Origin of the sequence: Sphingomonas gellani (assembly GCF_900110035.1) — a bacterium.
Lineage (GTDB): Bacteria > Pseudomonadota > Alphaproteobacteria > Sphingomonadales > Sphingomonadaceae > Sphingomonas > Sphingomonas gellani.
This window is the reverse complement of record NZ_FOCF01000001.1, coordinates 77,651-93,828: the sequence shown is the minus strand read 5'-3', so window position 1 is coordinate 93,828 and position 16,178 is coordinate 77,651. Positions and strand designations below refer to the sequence as shown.

The following is a 16,178-nucleotide window of genomic DNA, read 5'->3' as shown; positions in this document are numbered from 1 at the left end:
GGACGGCGGGAGCACCGGCCGGGGCCGCCGCCCCTGCCGCAACACTCAAGGGGACCAACGCAATGCGTGTGTATTACGACCGTGACGCCGACCTGAACCTCATCACCGACAAGAAGATCGCGATCGTCGGCTATGGTTCGCAGGGCCACGCCCATGCCCAGAACCTGCGCGATTCCGGGGTGAAGCAGGTCGCGATCGCGCTGCGTGAGGGCTCCGCCTCCGCCGCCAAGGCCAGCGACGCCGGATTCCAGGTGATGACGAATGCGGAGGCGGCGAAGTGGGCCGACATCGTCATGATCCTCGCGCCCGACGAGCATCAGGCCGCGATCTGGGATGCCGACCTGAAAGACAATATCCGCCCCGGCGCCGCGCTCGCCTTTGCGCACGGCCTGAACGTTCATTTCGGCCTGATCGAGCCATCGGCGGAGATCGACGTCATCATGATCGCGCCGAAGGGGCCGGGCCACACCGTGCGGTCCGAATATGTGCGCGGCGGCGGCGTTCCCTGCCTGATCGCGGTGCACCAGGACGCCAGCGGCAACGCCCATGACGTGGCGCTCGCCTATGCCAGCGGAGTCGGCGGCGGCCGGTCGGGCATCATCGAGACCAACTTCCGCGAGGAATGCGAAACCGACCTGTTCGGCGAGCAGGTGGTGCTGTGCGGCGGCCTGACCCACCTGATCCAGGCCGGGTTCGAGACGCTGGTGGAGGCCGGCTACGCCCCCGAAATGGCATATTTCGAGTGCCTGCACGAGACCAAGCTGATCGTCGACCTGTTGTATGAGGGCGGTATCGCCAACATGCGCTATTCGATCAGCAACACCGCCGAATATGGCGACATCACCATCGGCCCGCGCATCATCACCGACGAGACAAAGGCGGAGATGAAGCGGGTGCTGGCCGACATCCAGGGCGGTCGGTTCGTGAAGAACTTCGTGCTCGACAACCGCGCGGGCCAGCCCGAGTTGAAGGCTGCGCGCAAGGCGGCGGCGGCGCACCCGATCGAAAAGACCGGCGAGGAACTGCGCGCGATGATGCCGTGGATCGCGAAGAACAAGCTGGTCGACAAGGCCCGCAACTGAGCCTCATCCGGGCCGGCGCGCGATCGCGCCGGCCCGGAACCGGTTCGTTTCCCGAAACGCGCTTTTCGGGACGGCGTTCGTATGATCTACCCTGTCGGCTTCACCACAGGGGAATCCCATGCGCCTGCTCTTCGCCTCCGCCCTTGCCCTCGCGGCGGTTCCTGCCCTCGCCCAGATCCCGAACAGCCCGGCCCAGCCCGGCGCTGCACAGGCGACCCGCGTTCCCGCCGGCACCTATCAGGTCGATCCGGCCCACACCCAAGTGGCGTGGGAGGTCAACCATATGGGCTTTTCCATCCTTGAAGGGTTGTTCGGCGCGTCCGGTGGTTCCATCACCGTCGATCCGGCCAAGCCGGCAGCGGCAAAGGTCGACGTGACGTTCAACGTGGCGGACCTGTCCGTGACCAGCGGCGCCTTCGCCAACCATCTGAAGTCTGACCAGATCTTCGACGCGGCGAAGTACCCGACGGCGCGCTTCGTTTCGACTTCCGTGACGTCGCGCGGCGGAAACCGGGCGACCATCGCGGGCAACCTGACGATCAAGAACATCACCAAGCCGGTGACGCTGGACGCGACCTTCATCGGTGCGGGCACGAACCCGATGAGCAAGAAGCTGAACTTCGGCTTCACCGCCACCACCACGGTGAAGCGCAGCGATTTCGGCGTCGGCCTGGCTGCGCCGGTCGTGTCGGACGAGGTGAAGCTGCACATCCACGCGGCCTTCACCGCCGCCTGATCGCGTGAATCCCTGCCCGGATCAAACCCAGCGCTTGATCCGGGCAAATCCCTCGAACGTCGCGCGCACATTGGGGTCGACGCGACTGACCAGAGCATCGACATGGTCGAGGAACGCCTCGCCATCCTGCCCTGGCGTGCGGGCCGCCATCGCCCACTCCCCGAACTCACGCCCTTCGACCTCTCGGCGTGACAGGGTGACCAGCGCGCGATGCCCCGGATCGCGACTGATCCGCGCGAATGCGGCGGTCACCATGGCCTCGGGACCTTCCAGTGCCTGGAGGAAGCGTTTGTCATCGGCGTACAACAGGCCGGTGATGCCGTCGCGCCGGTTGTTCCGGCGGGAGACGGCGAGGATCGCGGACACGTCGATCCTGCCGACCGCGGAACTGATATAAACAAGCTGAAGCATCGCAAAATTCCCGTTGTCGCAGTGCGCTAACGGGAAAGCCGTTGACGCCCGGTAAAGTCGATCGCCCCGGCGCGGTATTCGCAGGCTGGACAAAGCGGCGCCCAGCCGGCAAGCCCTCCGCCGCATGACTTTGCTGGTCCCCGCGCTACGACTTATCCGCCCTTAGGCCGGATGGCGGGCGTGCATGCCCGGTTTGGCCTAAGGGGATCCCGATACGCCGCAACCGCCGACCGCCCGTAATCCAGGACAGCCGATCATGCTTCGCGACCCTTCGACCAAGTACCGCCCGTTCCCGACCGTCGACTTGCCCGATCGGCGCTGGCCCTCCCGCACCATCACCCGCGCGCCGCGCTGGCTGTCCACCGACCTGCGCGACGGCAACCAGGCGCTGATCGATCCGATGGATGCGGAAAAGAAGGGGCGGCTCTTCGACCTGCTGGTCCGCGTCGGATTGAAGGAGATCGAGGTCGGCTTTCCAAGCGCCGGCGCGACCGAATTCGACTTCATCAGCGGCCTGGTCAGGAACGGCCGCATCCCGGACGACGTGACGATCCAGGTGCTGACCCAGTCGCGTCGCGACCTGATCGAAACCAGCTTCGCCAGCCTGGAGGGTGCGCGCACCGCGATCGTCCACCTGTACAATGCGGTTTCGCCGGCATGGCGGCGGATCGTGTTCGGCATGACCCGCGACGAGGTGAAGGCGATCGCGACCGACGGCGCCCGGATGCTGCGCGACGAGGCGGCGAAACGACCCGGCACCGATTGGCAATTCGAGTACAGCCCGGAAACCTTTTCCACCGCCGAACTCGATTTCTCCGTGGAGGTCTGCGCGGCGGTGATGGATGTGCTGCGCCCCACGCCCGACAAGCCGCTGATCCTCAACCTGCCCGCCACGGTCGAGGCAGCGACGCCCAACGTCTATGCCGATCAGATCGAATGGTTCTGCCGCAACGTGCCGAACCGCGAGAGCGTGGTGGTATCGCTGCACACCCATAACGATCGCGGCACGGGCGTCGCCGCCGCCGAGCTGGGCATCATGGCCGGCGCCGACCGGGTCGAGGGTTGCCTGCTGGGCAACGGCGAACGCACCGGCAATTGCGACCTCGTGACGGTTGCGCTGAACATGTACACGCAGGGTGTCGATCCGCAGCTGGACCTGTCGGACATCGACGCGTTGGTGAACACCGTCACCTATTGCACCAACCTGCCCGTCCACCCGCGCACGCCCTATGCCGGCGACCTGGTGTTCACCGCCTTCTCGGGCAGCCATCAGGACGCGATCAAGAAGGGCTTTGCCGCGCGCGAGCAGCAGAATGACGAGGCGTGGCAGATTCCCTACCTGCCCATCGACCCGGCCGATCTGGGCCGCAGCTACGAGGCCGTGATCCGCGTAAACTCGCAATCGGGCAAGGGGGGCATCGCGTGGATCCTGGAACAGGATCGCGGGCTGAAGCTGCCCAAGCGGCTCCAGGCCGACTTCAGCCGCCACGTTCAGGCGCTGGCCGATGCGACCAGCCGCGAACTGAACGCCGACGACATCTGGCAGTTGTTCCAGAGCACCTATCTGCCCGGCGAGCACGACCGCTTCTCCTTGCGCGATTATCAGGAAAGTGGCGCGGCGGGCGACCGCCTGTTCGTCGGGCGCGTGTCAGTTGCAGGGGAGGATCGATCGATCAGCGGACGCGGCAACGGCCTGATCTCCGGCGTGATCGCCGCGATGAGCGAAGCGGGCGCGCCGGCGCTCGACGTGGCGGATTATTCCGAACATGCGATCGGGAAGGGGGCGGACGCGCAGGCGGCGACCTATCTGGAATGCCGCCTGGACGATGGCCGGACGGTGTGGGGCGTGGGCATCGACGCCGATATCGCCACGGCTGGCGTGCGCGCGGTGCTGTCGGCGGCGAACCGCGCCTGATGGCGGCGGGCCGGCTGCATGTCTGCGGTCGGCGCGACCCGCTGGTTGGGGAGCATTACCGAATCTAGACGGCCGCCAACCTGCTCGCGAAGGTCGTTGAAGTGACGCGGCTGCCGCTCTCGCGGATCAGCTGGCGTGGCGATTCTGGCCGGGTGCTGTGATCGATCGCTCGCGCAGCCGAGAAGCAGCGAGCGGCGCTATGCGATGTGAGGAGCGGATCCGGCTCGACGTACAGCCTCTGGTCGGACAGGCGCGGGTGTCCGGCCGTTGGCAGCCCGTGTGCATGAGCCGAAGTCAGTTCACCGCGCCGTGTTGTGGCCGGGATACGGCGTGCTGCCGCAGGCGGAAGGCCCGGCCGTGCCACTTCCGCCTCCGCCCCTCGAGGCGCTCAGCCCTCCCAACGCCCCTAGCGTGTCCGAACAACCTCGCATCCGACGGTCGCATCCGGATAAATATTCATCTTCTCCGACCGCACCCGCACCGACCGCACGCGCGGATCGCCGAGGCACAGCGAAGCCACCGCATCGACCAGCGTTTCCTGAAGCGCAAAGCCCTCCCCTGCCGCGATCCGGTGGACGCCTGCCCGAACGAAGTCGTAATCCAGCACCTCCTCGATCCGGTCGCCGGACGGCTGTCGCGAGTAGGACACGGTCATCCAGACCGACAGGCGCACGCGTTGCGGCGCCGCTTCATGCGGATGGATGCCCAACCGCATCGTCACCTCCAGCCCGTCCAGGATCGTGGTGTATTCAGGCATCGCGTCCCTCGAACATGACGTCGCCGTCCCGCTTCATGAAGCGCTGGCCGCAATCCACGAACACCGTCTGCCCGGTGACGCTACGCGCGCCCAGCAGCCAGACCACGGCGTCCGCCACCGCATCCGCACCGACGGGGCGTTGCAGCAGATTCCGGCGACTGACCCGGTCGAACTCGGCCGCGCTCTGGTCGCCGCTCGGCAGGGTCAGGCCGGGAGAGACCGCGTTGACCCGGACGCGGGGCGCGAAGGCCTGCGCCATCAGCGTCGTCGCCCCCTCCAGCGCCGTTTTCGCGAGTGTGTAGGAGAAGAAGTCCGGGTTCGGATTGGCGAGCTTCTGATCCAGGATGTTCACCACTGCGCCGTCAGTGATGGATTGCGCCGCCAAAGCGGAGGCCAGCAGGGTCGGCGCCGTGCAGTTCACGGCAAAGAGCCGCGCGGCAAGCGTCGGATCGATCCGCTCCGGCCGATCGAAGCTGAATTCGGACGCGGAATTGACCAGCGCATCGATGGGTCCACCGGCCAGCGCGACCGCGCGCGCGAACAGTTCCGCTGTCCCTGCAGTATCCGACAGGTCACCGGACACGACGCCGACAGCGCCGACCTCCTTCGCCAGGCTGGCCGCTTCGTCGGCGGACGCGTGGTGGTGGATGATCGTGTGATATCCCGCCGCCGCCAGCTGTCGGACGATCGCCGCCCCGATCCGTTTCGCGCCGCCCGTCACCAGGACGGTGCGGCTCACCCGCCCAGCCCCATCAGGGCGAGCACTTCCTTGCGGCTGCGGTCATCGTCGCGGAACACGCCCATCATCCGGCTGGTCGTCATCGCGACACCCGGCGTGCGCACGCCGCGCGCGGTCATGCACGCGTGGCTCGCCTCGATCACCACCGCGACGCCCAGCGGCTTCAGGTGGTTCCAGATGCAATCCGCGACTTCTGCCGTCAGCCGCTCCTGCACCTGCAATCGCCTGGCGAAACCGTGCAGCACCCGCGCCAGCTTCGATATGCCGACCACATGGTCGCAGGGCAGATAGGCGATATGCGCACGGCCGATGATCGGCGCCATGTGATGTTCGCAGTGCGACTGGAACGGAATGTCCTTCAGCAGCACGATCTCGTCATAGCCGCCGACCTCCTCGAACACCCGTTCGAGATGGCGCGAGGGATCGTCGGCATAGCCGGAGCAATATTCCTTCCACGCCTTCGCCACGCGGCGGGGCGTGTCGATCAGCCCTTCGCGCGTGGGGTCGTCCCCGGCCCAGCGGATCAGGGTGCGGATCGCCTCCGCCACATCGTCCGGCACCTCGGCGCCGGCCGGCGCCGCGATCAGGTCGCCGTCCTCCGGCGATGCCTCAGCCACGGGCGGACGTCCTTGGAAGGGCGCGGTCGATTTGGCGAACGATCATTGCTTCACTTCTCCCCGCCGCCGGATCGAACGGCCGCACCGCCCAAGTCAACAGCGTTCTGCAACCAACGACCGATGCGCCGGGTTTGATGCAGCACCACAATCGGGAGAGCGGACATGGCGGACGTGAAGACAGGCGACAAGGTCACGTGGAAGTCGCACGGCGGCGAGGCGCATGGCACGGTCGAGAAGAAGCAGACCAGCGACACCAAGATCAAGGGCCACACCGTGCGCGCGTCCAAGGACGACCCGCAGTTCATCGTTAAAAGCGACAATGGCGGAAAGGCCGCGCACAAACCGGACGCGCTGAAAAAGGCGTAGGTCTCGGACCGGGAGATCGATCAGCCCCCGGTGACACGCTCCACGGAGCTGTCACCGGTGCCGTTCGCGAGATGTGGTGCCCCTGGCCGGACTCGAACCAGCATGCCTTTCGGCGTTCGATTTTGAGTCGAATGCGTCTACCAATTTCGCCACAGGGGCCTGCGACGCCCGCTCGCTAGCCCAGCACGCACGCCCCTGCAAGCGGTGGATCAGCCAAACACCTCCGTCAGGTTTGCGCCCTTCGGATCCTGGCCAAAGCGATTGGGCCCACGCGTCCCTTCCTGGCAGTAGAATACCAAGAGCGCGATCCACCCCAGGATTGGGATAAAGATCAGCAACAGCCACCATGCGCTGCGGTCCGTATCGTGCAGGCGCCGAAACGCGACCGAGATGCTGGGAATGATGAGGCCGAGCGAGACCAGGCCGGAGATCGGCCCGCTGCTGGTCGCACTGGCGCCGATGCGGCCGGGTTCCGCATAGGTGGCGGCGGAACCGAAGCCGAGCAACACGTCGATGATACCCGCGATGATGCCCAGGATGATCGTGAAAAGGAAATACATCCAATATTCCTTGCGCCGCGAACGACCGCCGAAATGGAAGTATCGTTTGATCGGCAGGATCATCCAGCCCACTGCCTCGCCCCAATCCATCGCACTGCTCCCTGTTCATGCGTGAGGGGTGAACCTGCCGCGACTGGGCGTGGCAGGCAAGCCATGCGCAAGCGTCAGTTGGTCGGCGCACGCCGGCGGTAGCTGAGCGCCTCCGCAACATGCAGTCGGCCAACCTCTTCGGCGCCCGCCAAGTCGGCGATGGTCCGGCTCGTCCGGAGAACACGGGTGTAACCGCGGGCGGTCAACCGCATCGCCGCGGCAGCCTGAGCGAGCAATGCGCGCCCAGCCTCGTCCGGTGTCGCCGTGCGTTCGAGCAACGGACCATCGGCCTCCGCGTTGGTCCGCACCGGTTCATCCCGATACCGCTCCGTCTGGATGGCGCGGGCCGCCGCGACCCGCGCCGCGACCTCCGCCGATCCTTCGGCCGCCGGCGGCAACACCAGATCCGCCGCCGTGACCGCCGCTACATCGACATGCAGGTCGATTCGGTCGAGCAGCGGGCCGGACACCTTTGCCTGGTAGTCGGCCGCGCATTTCGGTGCCCTGGCACAGGCCAGGCTCGCATCGCCCAGATGACCGCACCGGCACGGGTTCATCGCCGCGATCAGCTGAACCCGGTTTGCGCGACACGTAAACTGACCGGCAACGCCATGTATGCGAGGGCCGGGCAATGCCTCAAACTGCGATCATCTATTCACGTTTCTCCAGTGCCGAGCAGAGCAAGGGATACTCCCTAGAACGTCAACAAACGCTAGGTGGGCAGTTCGCTTCGGAGAATGGCTGGACGGTCGAAGCAACGATCAGTGACGAGGGCCGCAGCGCGTTCCACGGCAGCAATCGCTTGGAAGGGTCAGCCCTCCACCAATTTGAGCTAGAAGCGCGTAACCAGCTTCATCGGGGCAAAGTGTTGGTAGTCGAGAATATCGACCGACTGAGCCGCCAGGGAGCCAAGGCCGCCGCGCAGCTAATCTGGGCGCTGAACGAAGCCGGTGTGGATGTGGCGACCTTCCACGACGCGCATATCTACCGGGCCGGCAATGAAGGCGAGATGATCGACCTGTTCAAGGTCATCATCCTAGCGCAGCAGGCACACGACGAGAGCGAGAAGAAGAGCCGCCGTACCAGCGCATCATGGCAAAAGCGGTTCGAGCGAATGGCCGATGGCACCCAGACCGCTCCAATTCCTCACCGGCCACATTGGGTCGATATGCTCGACGGAAAGATGGTGCTGAACGCCAAGCGTACCGCTCTCCTGAACGAAATCTACAACCTCTACATCAATGGCGTTGGCATCCATCGCATCGTGACGCTCCTCAATGCGCGCGATGAACCACGCTGGACCCCTGAGAAGAGTGAGCGCGCCAAGAACGGCTGGTTCTACAGCTACATCTATCGGCTGCTGACCAAGCGTACAGTCCTTGGCGAATATGTGACGATGGACGGCAAAACGGTCTCGGCCGACTTCTACCCCCAAGCGATCAGCGCCAGCAAGTTCAACCAAGCACAAGCCGCGCTGGCAATGCGTAAGGGAAACCAGAAGACCGAGAAGGAGAACTTCAATCGCAATCTGCTACAGGGCATGGTGTTCTGCGAGCAGTGCGGCGGCGGCGCTCATTTCCGGCACCAGATCGACAAGGGGCAGACCTATACCCGTAAGAACGGGGTGGTCGTGACCTACAAGCGCAACGACAACCGGCGTATGCGCTGTGATCGTGCGCGACGAAAGCACCACTGCGATAACGGGACGATCCTCAGCTACGACGTGATAGAAGCCACAGTGCTGAACGAGATGCTGCCGCAACTTGTTGACCGCCAGCTTGAGGACAAGCACCACGCCGCTGCCAGGGAGCGAGTTGCCGAAGCAGAGCGGCAGAAGGATGTCACGCAAGCCAGACTCAACAATCTGATTGAGGCGCTTGAGGAAGGTGGCTCCAAAACCGTGATGGCTCGCATCGCGACCCTGGAGGCGGAAGTCGAGCAGCAGACCGCACTTGTGGAGGAGGCGCAGCGCGCCATTGCCATTCAGCAGTCTCTCCCCTCCTACTATGACGATGCCACGCTGATCGAGTTAGTCAAAGACGAGTTGAACAGCGAGTGGGACGAGGTACGCTCCTATGCGCGCGGCAAGGCCAACATGGCCCTGCGCCGCCTTATCAAGCGCATTCTGATTACCAACACCGGATGTTTCCGCATCGAGCCTGACGATCATTCCTGGTGGCTGTTTGATGCGACGGGCAAGATGCTTGAGGGTCAGACCACCTACCAGCAAGCGACGGAATAAGCCCCTGTGAGGGGCAGACAGGAAGAGCGGGGTGCTGGTCCCCGCTCCTTCTCTCTGACCCTGTACGGGCTTTTGTGGGGATCAGCGGGGCAGTTGGAACGCCTCGCCAGCAACCTCTAGCTTGAAGCAGTTGCGGTGGCGTTCGCAATAGATGCGCGCACCGCGGAAGTCGAAGCAGAAGCAATCCTCTTCATAGTCGGCGCTGTAATCGAGCGTGGTGTCCACAAATTGGGCCAGTGCGTTGAGGTCGATCTGAGCGTGTACCATGTTGGGCAACTCCTTTGTACCCAATCCATCTGTAGCCAGAAGCCTGCCAGTGCGACCATAAAATCACCAGAGTTGAATTCTTCTTCCAGAACCAGAAAACTGGTTGTCCTCCCTACCCTGTGATGTCTTCTGTTCCTGTGGCCCGACAAATAGGAGCGCCACATGAAAGAAGTCACGGACACAATGCGGCTGGAAGCTGCCGCAGCACTCTGGGAGGCAGTGTTTGAACTGCTCAACAATCGCGGTGGGGTAAAGGGCAAGCGCGCCCAGGTACAAGCCGCTCGCGAACGACTGGGCACCAGCCACTTGCGGCTGACGGTGATCGGCTGGGTTGATGCCGCCTGTCAGGACTGGAACGAGGTACGCGAGGACCAGTGGGACAGGTGCTGGGATTGGGACTGGATACCGGAATGGTTGAGCCACAACGTGGTGTGGTCGGATCACAACCCCACGCTTATGCCCAAGCGCATCATTCCGGGGAAGGACGCATGATGAATCTCATTCGTCTGCTCGGCACCGATGCTGCTCAGCAACTCCTTGCCAATTACCGGGAGCAAGAGCCGCTAAAGGGGACGCGCAAGGAGCGTGACTTCCAGCCAGTCTGTAAGCTCTTTTTGCCGTGGACGAGCGGCACATGGCTGCTCTCGGAGATGGACGACGACTACCTGGCGTTCGGGCTGGCCGACCTGGGCATGGGCACGCCAGAATTGGGATACGTCGATCTCAACGAGATTTGGGAGGTGGTCGGACCGGGCGGCTTGCGAGTGGAGCGTGACATTCACTGGGCGGCCACGAAGACCCTGAGCGCCTACGCCACCGAGAGCCGACAACTGGGCTACATCAAAGCGTAACCGAGAAGCCCCGGAGCATCACTCCGGGGCTTCGCCATGTCAGCCGTGTCGCGCAGTAGCGGCCCGTTGACCACGAGCAGCGTTTGCGGCGCTGACCCACTTGGTTCCCTTGCTGTTGGGCACGTAGCCCTCGCCAGGAGCCTCACCATACTTCTCGATGAACTTGGCCATCCAGTCCGCATTGTCGGGCTGCGAACGCGACCCCAGACCGGTGCTGCTACGTGGCGCGCGGGTGGTAGAGCCAGTAGTCACCGGCTTCTTGCCATCGAGTGCGGCCTTGATTTCCTTGTCCAACTCACCGGCTTCGACCGCCGTTTTCAGGTGCTTGAGAAAATCCTGGAAGCGAGAGGCAGGAACGTAGACGGTGGCATCGCCATCGAGCAGCACGGGCTTACCATCTACCTTGGCGCTGTAGCGCACCGCTGGATCAGCCTCCGTACCACCAGCTTTCCAGCTACGTGACGGAGGGGTCTTGCCCTCGCTATGCTGCGATGCCGCTGTTTCGATCTGCTTGACCAGCTTGGCGCGGCCCTTCTTGGGATCGTACTGAGGGGCATCGAAGTTCGTTCCCAGCTTTTTGTCGATCAGGCTCAACCAGCTCATGCTCACCTCCATTTGATGCCGCGCAGTTAGGCAACAGCCCTTACCACTCTGTCAACAAAAAGGCCCCGGAGGTAATGCCGGGGCCGTGGTGTTGGGGGAGATGCCCCTGTTACGAGGGCTGCGCCTCCTTCTTGCCCTTGCGCGTCTCACGCATCTTGGCGGTACGCAGTGCCTTCTTGTCGGCTAGTCCGGTCAACTGGGCATCATATTCACCGGCCTTGATGCGATCGCCGTAGAAGTCGAGTGCTTCGATGAAGTTGGCCTTGGGGACGGTCATCTCCTTGACATCAACGTCGGTGTCCTGGACCTTCGTACGCTCCAACGTAAGCGCCGTGTTGCTGACGCGGATCGTGAACGCCACCCGATCCCCTGCGACCTTGAAGTTGACCTTGCCCTCGGCGGCATCGCCTGCGCCAAACTGCTCCTTCATCTTAGCGATGTTATCCAGGGCGACCTGCTGGACGGTGCGCGCTGCGCCCTGCTTGCTGAACTCCGCAACCTGCGAGGCCGGGATCAGCATCGAGGGGTTGAACTTGGCCATGTCGTAGTCTCCGATCTAGCAGTGCGCCTAGTTGCGCCCTGTTCCAATCGTCTGCTGCCGCATGACGCCAGTTGCGACCACAGATTGCCAGTTTTTCAACGGTTCGTCGCAAAGGCCCCTCTCCCAGAGTCTTTGCTAGAAAGGATGAACCGCTGACCGTACTGCCGTCTACACAAAGCGACCACAGGGACCGACCACATGACGGCTACTATTCTCACTTTCCCAATCCGACCACGCATTCAGCTAGAGTGTGCCGCTGATGCGCTGACCGAAGCCATCACTTTGCCAACTAGGAATGAGCAGTTGGCGCAGTTGTTCAGCGATATAGACGCGCTAACGCAGGGCTATGAGGAACAGCGGCTATATGACTTTCTGGCACGACTGGATGCCTGGGATGCGAGCAGTCATTGACCGTTCACTCCGGCTTCTGCCTGAACCCTCGCATAACCCACCGGAGTACCAAGAACCCCGCTACTAAGAGGCCAGTCAGGACCAGATCTACCAAAAAGAATAGTCCCAAGCCCTTTGCCCACCACGATACAGCCGTCTCGTTCTCATGCTGGTAGACGTTCTTGTACCCGCCGCGTGAGTGGATACAGTCGCCATGAGGATTGTAGTCACCAACAGCCTCGGCATCGCGCGCACATTGATCGTAGATCGACTGATTGATATCACCCCACAGGCGGCTGGCTTTGCTATAGTCCCGGATCGTCATCGCAGGGACGCCAATTAACGTCACCACCAGCCAAAGCCTTATCAACCCCTTCAAAGCCATTACATCCCCCGTGGTATTACGCGCTGTCTGGCATACCGCGCTGTCGGCGACAATGCCCACAGCCATATTCGGTGAATCGGTTGCCGCCCTATTCTACGCTCCGTCTAGCAAGAGCATGGGCTGCTAAGTAGAATGTGCCCACAAGAACGCCTCGTTTTAACATCGCGCCACAGAGCCAGCCAGCCAAAGTCAACTTGCTTATCGGTTATGGCAAGGAGTGGAAGGCGCTCCGCAATCGCCGCATCAATGCTGAACCCCTGTGCCGACACTGCGCGGTCAAGGGACTGGTCACGCCTGCCGTGGAAGTCGATCACATCAAGCCCAGGGCGTTAGGTGGGTTGGATCACTGGGACAACACGCAGAGCCTTTGTAAGCCCTGCCACCAAGACAAGACGCGGCAAGACATTCGGCGCATCAGGCGGGGGTACTAGGCCGCCATGCCGACAACAAAGGTTCGCCACCTCGTCAACATCAGCCGCATCACTCGCCTAACTTATAGCTGGCTGATCCAGCACGCTTGCCCAGCAGTGATCGAGCGGGAGGTCCGCAACCAACTGGCCCCACTCCGTCTACGGTTGCTCGATCATGGTCGCTCCACTTTACGCGACCATCTACGGCGCGATCCCCAGCACCTCCAGAACGTCTACCTGACATGGGATGGTCAGAGTGAAATGGCGGCGGCCACCTACGTCTTTGGCGACAAGACCACTGCCCTGCTGTTCCGGCTCAGCCTGCCCTAAGACGCCCTGTGAGGGGCAACACGGCTCCTCAGCAACCAGGACGCACTCTGGTTGCCCCTGCCCTGAATGAACCCGGTTTGGGCGTCCTGGTCGGTTCAGTTGAGGAGCGGTGACGAGGGGGCGTCATAATCTGCCAGATGCCCGTTCTGTGCCACAACCACCCCCTCAGGAAGGCGCGAATCTGAGATAAAATACCTCCTCATCTCAAGCCTGGCAGCGAACCATCAAACGACGTAAGAAGCTGTTCGTGTTGGGCGATTAGAACGCGAGCGCACAAATCCGACAAAAAAGCTACGTCGACAAATCTGCGCCACGTATCATGGGCGCTCACGTTCAGTGGATGGCGCCCCTTGAGATTGAAGTGAGCCATCGCATCTCGAAACTCCTTCTGTAAGAAATTGTCGAAGACGTCCTTGATTGGCTTACCAACGTAACCCTTAAGCCCGCTAGGCAAGTCCGGATGATCTGGTACAAAAGACTTAACTTTGTTGAGTTCCACCCCAGCACTTCTGGCACGCTTTCTCATCTCTGATCGTAGCGAAAGAAGTAGTCCTTCCATAATCTTGAATAGGCACAAGACCCTATAGTATGGACTGACTGAGTTTTGCGCCTCTCTGTACAAGGCATATACCGGAGCCATTTCTACGTGGAGTGTCTCACCTCCAGCGTTAATCTGCGACGATCGCGGCGGCGACACAAAGTACATCGACTGACGGTCAGTTGCCGGCTCGGCAACCACCACTAGGTCAACAAACAATGGTATTGACGCGAGGTAACTTAATCTGTCCAGAAAGGCCGTTAGCTGAGTTACAAAGAGGTTATGCGCTTCCTGTGACGATTCGGCTAACAAGTCAGCGTTTACTGTCGATAGTTCACCCAGCGAGTTCCGATGAAACTTGAGAAGACCGCCGAAGCCACCAACTTCCAGCCTAGCCACCTCGTTAGATACCGTGAGATAGGACTCCCCGTCGCCGAGTCCGAAGTCCCCCTTTAGGGTCAACTGACCCGGCGACTTAGCCAAGCGGGCTTTCACCTTAAACTCGTGAACCCCTTTCGGGCATTGTTTCGGCTCGGGTGCTTTCCCATGCTCATCTGTGAACAGTGGGACAATTTCAATGATACCGTGAACCCCCGGCGCGCCAAGCTGGTCGAGCGAAATGCTCATGTTGTTATCAGGAGTCTGGCCTAGCTGCCGCGAATTGCCATCACGTTCTTCCATTTAGCCAACGTATCGCCGTCTGTGGCAGGCGCAATAGCTGCGTCGCTAAGTAAAAGCGTAAGGGCAAGCGACGTTGCTTCATGGGGGTCGGTGGTCACGATCCCAGTAACGCCCATCCTGCTCGCTGCCGTGCCCCCGCCCGCGATTTGAAGTGAGAAGGCGCGCCAGCAATGAGTGAACGTCCCGCAACGTAGGCCATGGGTATTCTGGGACCAAGGATGGGAATAACTGATGGGGCGGCGTTTGCCGCCCCATGTCATCTAGCCCGCCGCTCGCCCACTACCGCCGCAACGCGACGGCTCAAACGAACGCGCAAATCGTCGGCGTCCGTCCACGCGATATGGTTGAACTGACGGGTGTCAAAGTGGACAAGGCCAATCTGGTCTTGGCGCACCGTCCAAATTACCGGCATACCGAGGCCCTGAGCGAAGCCCGCTTCATAATACACACCACCGCGCGGTACCCCAACAGCGCCTCCCTCTCCAGGAACAGTACCGCATGTGAAGTCCGCGACGACAAAGCGGGATCGTCTAATCTCCGCGATTATTTCATCATCGATCTTGTTGGCATGTTCCTTTTGATCGATGCGAAATGCCTTGTAGCCCACCTCGGCCAACGCCGGCACGATGCCTTTCTCGTACACCTCGCTCATCTCATCGCCAAACCACATCGCAACGAACACCTGATCCGTCTCCGCGCCGGTCGCATCAAGATCATCCATTCGGCTTAGGCCACGTCCAGTGAGCCGCAAACCATGTTGGTTCTCCATCAGCCCTTCGGAGACGAGAGTGCTGAACAGACCTCTCAATTCCCGCTCTGTCGCAGCCTCCGTCCAGCGCATGATCGCATGTTCGGCCGGATGATTGTCCGTGGAGTTCTCAACCTGGCTAGGCAGTATGTAATCACCGGGCCTGTAGCCAATGGATTGTAGATACCGAAAGAATTGGTCGACTTTTTCCCTAAACCGTTTGGGCTTGGCACTCCAAGCCTCTTCAAGCGCTTGGGGTAGCAACTTCGGAAAAGGTTCGCCGAGGCGGTTTTGTTCGTTGATCCACGATGTCAGATTGGCCTTCTTTTCCGGCGACCAATGCTGGATACTCTCGCGTAATCCGGGAGCGCACATGTACGTGCCGGACCTGTCGCTAAGCACAACCCATCCGCCTTGGACAGAGTTATACACTCGCGCAGGCTGCCCCCAGATCGGGTCCGCCTCATCAAGCTCTTTGTTGATGAGCAGATTCCGCTTCGTCCATTCATCCAAATCGCGCATGCCGTTCCACCTCCCGATCCTCGCATAAGTAGTAGGTGAAGCGAGGACCAAAACCAAAGCAACCCCATGATACTGGCCCTGCCAGTAAGCCCGTGATGCCCGATTACCTGACGGCAGCGGCCAAGGACGTGTGGTTCGAGGAGATCGAACACGTCGTCGCCAATGGCGTCAACAATAGCCACGCCAGCACGTTCGCGCGCTATTGCTCCCTGGAAGCGCAGTGCCGCGCCATCTTTGCCAGCGGTGATGTTCCCCGTGGCGCATACCTCAGCGAGGTCCGCAAGCTGGCTGAACTGCTGGGCATTAGCGGTCTAGCGGCTCGCACCACCACCGGCACGATCGCCAACCCCCTATCGGCAGAAGCTAACCCCTACGGCGCTCTGCCCGACGCCTAACC

Annotated in this window: 21 protein-coding genes, 1 tRNA gene and 1 pseudogene; 10 read left to right on the top strand and 13 right to left on the bottom strand. The window is 62.0% G+C overall.

Annotation, left to right across the window (positions count from 1 at the left end; genetic code table 11):
- The first annotated feature begins 62 nt into the window (after positions 1-62).
- The gene (gene ilvC, locus BMX37_RS00510; protein ID WP_093663542.1) at positions 63-1,082 is read left to right on the top strand and encodes a ketol-acid reductoisomerase; all 1,020 of its coding nucleotides are present in this window, start codon (positions 63-65) and stop codon (positions 1,080-1,082) included.
- 118 nt (positions 1,083-1,200) lie between these two features.
- Positions 1,201-1,818, top strand: a complete 618-nt coding sequence (locus BMX37_RS00505) for a YceI family protein (protein ID WP_093663541.1) — start codon at positions 1,201-1,203, stop codon at positions 1,816-1,818.
- A gap of 21 nt (positions 1,819-1,839) precedes the next feature.
- Here BMX37_RS00505 and BMX37_RS00500 read toward each other — a convergent pair whose 3' ends face one another.
- Positions 1,840-2,229: a BLUF domain-containing protein gene (locus tag BMX37_RS00500; RefSeq protein WP_093663540.1), complete on the bottom strand. Its 390-nt coding sequence runs from the start codon at positions 2,227-2,229 to the stop codon at positions 1,840-1,842.
- Between the two features lie 256 nt (positions 2,230-2,485).
- Between BMX37_RS00500 and leuA the strand changes: the two genes are divergently transcribed.
- Entirely contained in the window at positions 2,486-4,144 is a 1,659-nt protein-coding gene (gene leuA / locus BMX37_RS00495) for a 2-isopropylmalate synthase (RefSeq protein ID WP_093663539.1), read from the top strand.
- A gap of 406 nt (positions 4,145-4,550) precedes the next feature.
- Here the strand turns inward: leuA and BMX37_RS00490 are convergent, their stop codons facing one another.
- From BMX37_RS00490 to folE, 3 genes are read right to left on the bottom strand one after another with little or no spacing between them, the layout of a single operon-like run.
- Positions 4,551-4,901: a dihydroneopterin aldolase gene (locus BMX37_RS00490; protein WP_093663538.1), complete on the bottom strand. Its 351-nt coding sequence runs from the start codon at positions 4,899-4,901 to the stop codon at positions 4,551-4,553.
- Positions 4,894-5,640: an SDR family oxidoreductase gene (locus BMX37_RS00485; protein ID WP_093663537.1), complete on the bottom strand. Its 747-nt coding sequence runs from the start codon at positions 5,638-5,640 to the stop codon at positions 4,894-4,896. The genes BMX37_RS00490 and BMX37_RS00485 overlap by 8 nt, the downstream gene beginning before the upstream one ends.
- Positions 5,637-6,257 carry a GTP cyclohydrolase I FolE gene (gene folE / locus BMX37_RS00480; protein ID WP_093663536.1) on the bottom strand — a complete coding sequence of 207 codons (621 nt, stop codon included), beginning with the start codon at positions 6,255-6,257 and terminating at the stop codon, positions 5,637-5,639. Before folE ends, BMX37_RS00485 begins: the two co-directional genes overlap by 4 nt.
- A gap of 162 nt (positions 6,258-6,419) precedes the next feature.
- Between folE and BMX37_RS00475 the strand changes: the two genes are divergently transcribed.
- Positions 6,420-6,623, top strand: a complete 204-nt coding sequence (locus BMX37_RS00475) for a hypervirulence associated TUDOR domain-containing protein (RefSeq protein ID WP_093663535.1) — start codon at positions 6,420-6,422, stop codon at positions 6,621-6,623.
- Between the two features lie 74 nt (positions 6,624-6,697).
- Here the strand turns inward: BMX37_RS00475 and BMX37_RS00470 are convergent.
- The 3 genes and pseudogenes from BMX37_RS00470 to BMX37_RS00460 all read right to left on the bottom strand — a co-directional run.
- Positions 6,698-6,782, bottom strand: a tRNA-Leu gene (locus BMX37_RS00470).
- A gap of 50 nt (positions 6,783-6,832) precedes the next feature.
- Positions 6,833-7,273 carry a DUF805 domain-containing protein gene (locus tag BMX37_RS00465; RefSeq protein WP_212611372.1) on the bottom strand — a complete coding sequence of 147 codons (441 nt, stop codon included), beginning with the start codon at positions 7,271-7,273 and terminating at the stop codon, positions 6,833-6,835.
- Between the two features lie 74 nt (positions 7,274-7,347).
- Positions 7,348-7,851: pseudogene (locus tag BMX37_RS00460) on the bottom strand (magnesium chelatase subunit ChlI family protein); the annotation flags it as partial.
- A gap of 53 nt (positions 7,852-7,904) precedes the next feature.
- Here BMX37_RS00460 and BMX37_RS00455 point away from each other — a divergent pair.
- Positions 7,905-9,515, top strand: a complete 1,611-nt coding sequence (locus tag BMX37_RS00455; protein WP_093663534.1) for a recombinase family protein — start codon at positions 7,905-7,907, stop codon at positions 9,513-9,515.
- A gap of 81 nt (positions 9,516-9,596) precedes the next feature.
- Here BMX37_RS00455 and BMX37_RS00450 read toward each other — a convergent pair whose 3' ends face one another.
- Complete coding sequence (locus BMX37_RS00450) at positions 9,597-9,782, bottom strand: hypothetical protein (RefSeq protein ID WP_093663533.1); 186 nt, start codon at positions 9,780-9,782, stop codon at positions 9,597-9,599.
- 162 nt (positions 9,783-9,944) lie between these two features.
- Between BMX37_RS00450 and BMX37_RS00445 the strand changes: the two genes are divergently transcribed.
- Complete coding sequence (locus BMX37_RS00445; protein ID WP_093663532.1) at positions 9,945-10,274, top strand: hypothetical protein; 330 nt, start codon at positions 9,945-9,947, stop codon at positions 10,272-10,274.
- Entirely contained in the window at positions 10,271-10,633 is a 363-nt protein-coding gene (locus tag BMX37_RS00440; RefSeq protein WP_244501318.1) for a DUF2958 domain-containing protein, read from the top strand. The genes BMX37_RS00445 and BMX37_RS00440 overlap by 4 nt, the downstream gene beginning before the upstream one ends.
- Positions 10,634-10,672: 39 nt before the next feature.
- Here BMX37_RS00440 and BMX37_RS00435 read toward each other — a convergent pair whose 3' ends face one another.
- The 3 genes from BMX37_RS00435 to BMX37_RS00425 form a co-directional block, all read right to left on the bottom strand.
- Positions 10,673-11,236 carry a hypothetical protein gene (locus BMX37_RS00435; protein ID WP_139197920.1) on the bottom strand — a complete coding sequence of 188 codons (564 nt, stop codon included), beginning with the start codon at positions 11,234-11,236 and terminating at the stop codon, positions 10,673-10,675.
- A gap of 109 nt (positions 11,237-11,345) precedes the next feature.
- On the bottom strand, positions 11,346-11,777 hold the full coding sequence (locus BMX37_RS00430) for a hypothetical protein (protein WP_093663530.1): 432 nt from the start codon (positions 11,775-11,777) through the stop codon (positions 11,346-11,348).
- Between the two features lie 415 nt (positions 11,778-12,192).
- Positions 12,193-12,618 carry a hypothetical protein gene (locus tag BMX37_RS00425; RefSeq protein WP_093663529.1) on the bottom strand — a complete coding sequence of 142 codons (426 nt, stop codon included), beginning with the start codon at positions 12,616-12,618 and terminating at the stop codon, positions 12,193-12,195.
- Positions 12,619-12,686: 68 nt separating this feature from the next.
- On the opposite strand from BMX37_RS00425, the gene BMX37_RS19400 reads away from it, so the two are divergent.
- The gene (locus tag BMX37_RS19400; protein ID WP_093663528.1) at positions 12,687-12,983 is read left to right on the top strand and encodes an HNH endonuclease; all 297 of its coding nucleotides are present in this window, start codon (positions 12,687-12,689) and stop codon (positions 12,981-12,983) included.
- 6 nt (positions 12,984-12,989) lie between these two features.
- Positions 12,990-13,292: a hypothetical protein gene (locus tag BMX37_RS00415; protein WP_093663527.1), complete on the top strand. Its 303-nt coding sequence runs from the start codon at positions 12,990-12,992 to the stop codon at positions 13,290-13,292.
- A 199-nt stretch (positions 13,293-13,491) separates the two neighbouring features.
- Here BMX37_RS00415 and mauJ read toward each other — a convergent pair whose 3' ends face one another.
- Complete coding sequence (gene mauJ, locus BMX37_RS18365; RefSeq protein ID WP_139197916.1) at positions 13,492-14,457, bottom strand: methylamine utilization protein MauJ; 966 nt, start codon at positions 14,455-14,457, stop codon at positions 13,492-13,494.
- Positions 14,458-14,767: 310 nt separating this feature from the next.
- Complete coding sequence (locus tag BMX37_RS00410; protein WP_093663526.1) at positions 14,768-15,781, bottom strand: hypothetical protein; 1,014 nt, start codon at positions 15,779-15,781, stop codon at positions 14,768-14,770.
- A 95-nt stretch (positions 15,782-15,876) separates the two neighbouring features.
- Between BMX37_RS00410 and BMX37_RS00405 the strand changes: the two genes are divergently transcribed.
- A complete protein-coding gene (locus tag BMX37_RS00405; RefSeq protein ID WP_093663525.1) occupies positions 15,877-16,176 on the top strand; it encodes a hypothetical protein in 300 nt (99 codons plus the stop codon).
- The last annotated feature ends 2 nt before the right edge of the window (positions 16,177-16,178 follow it).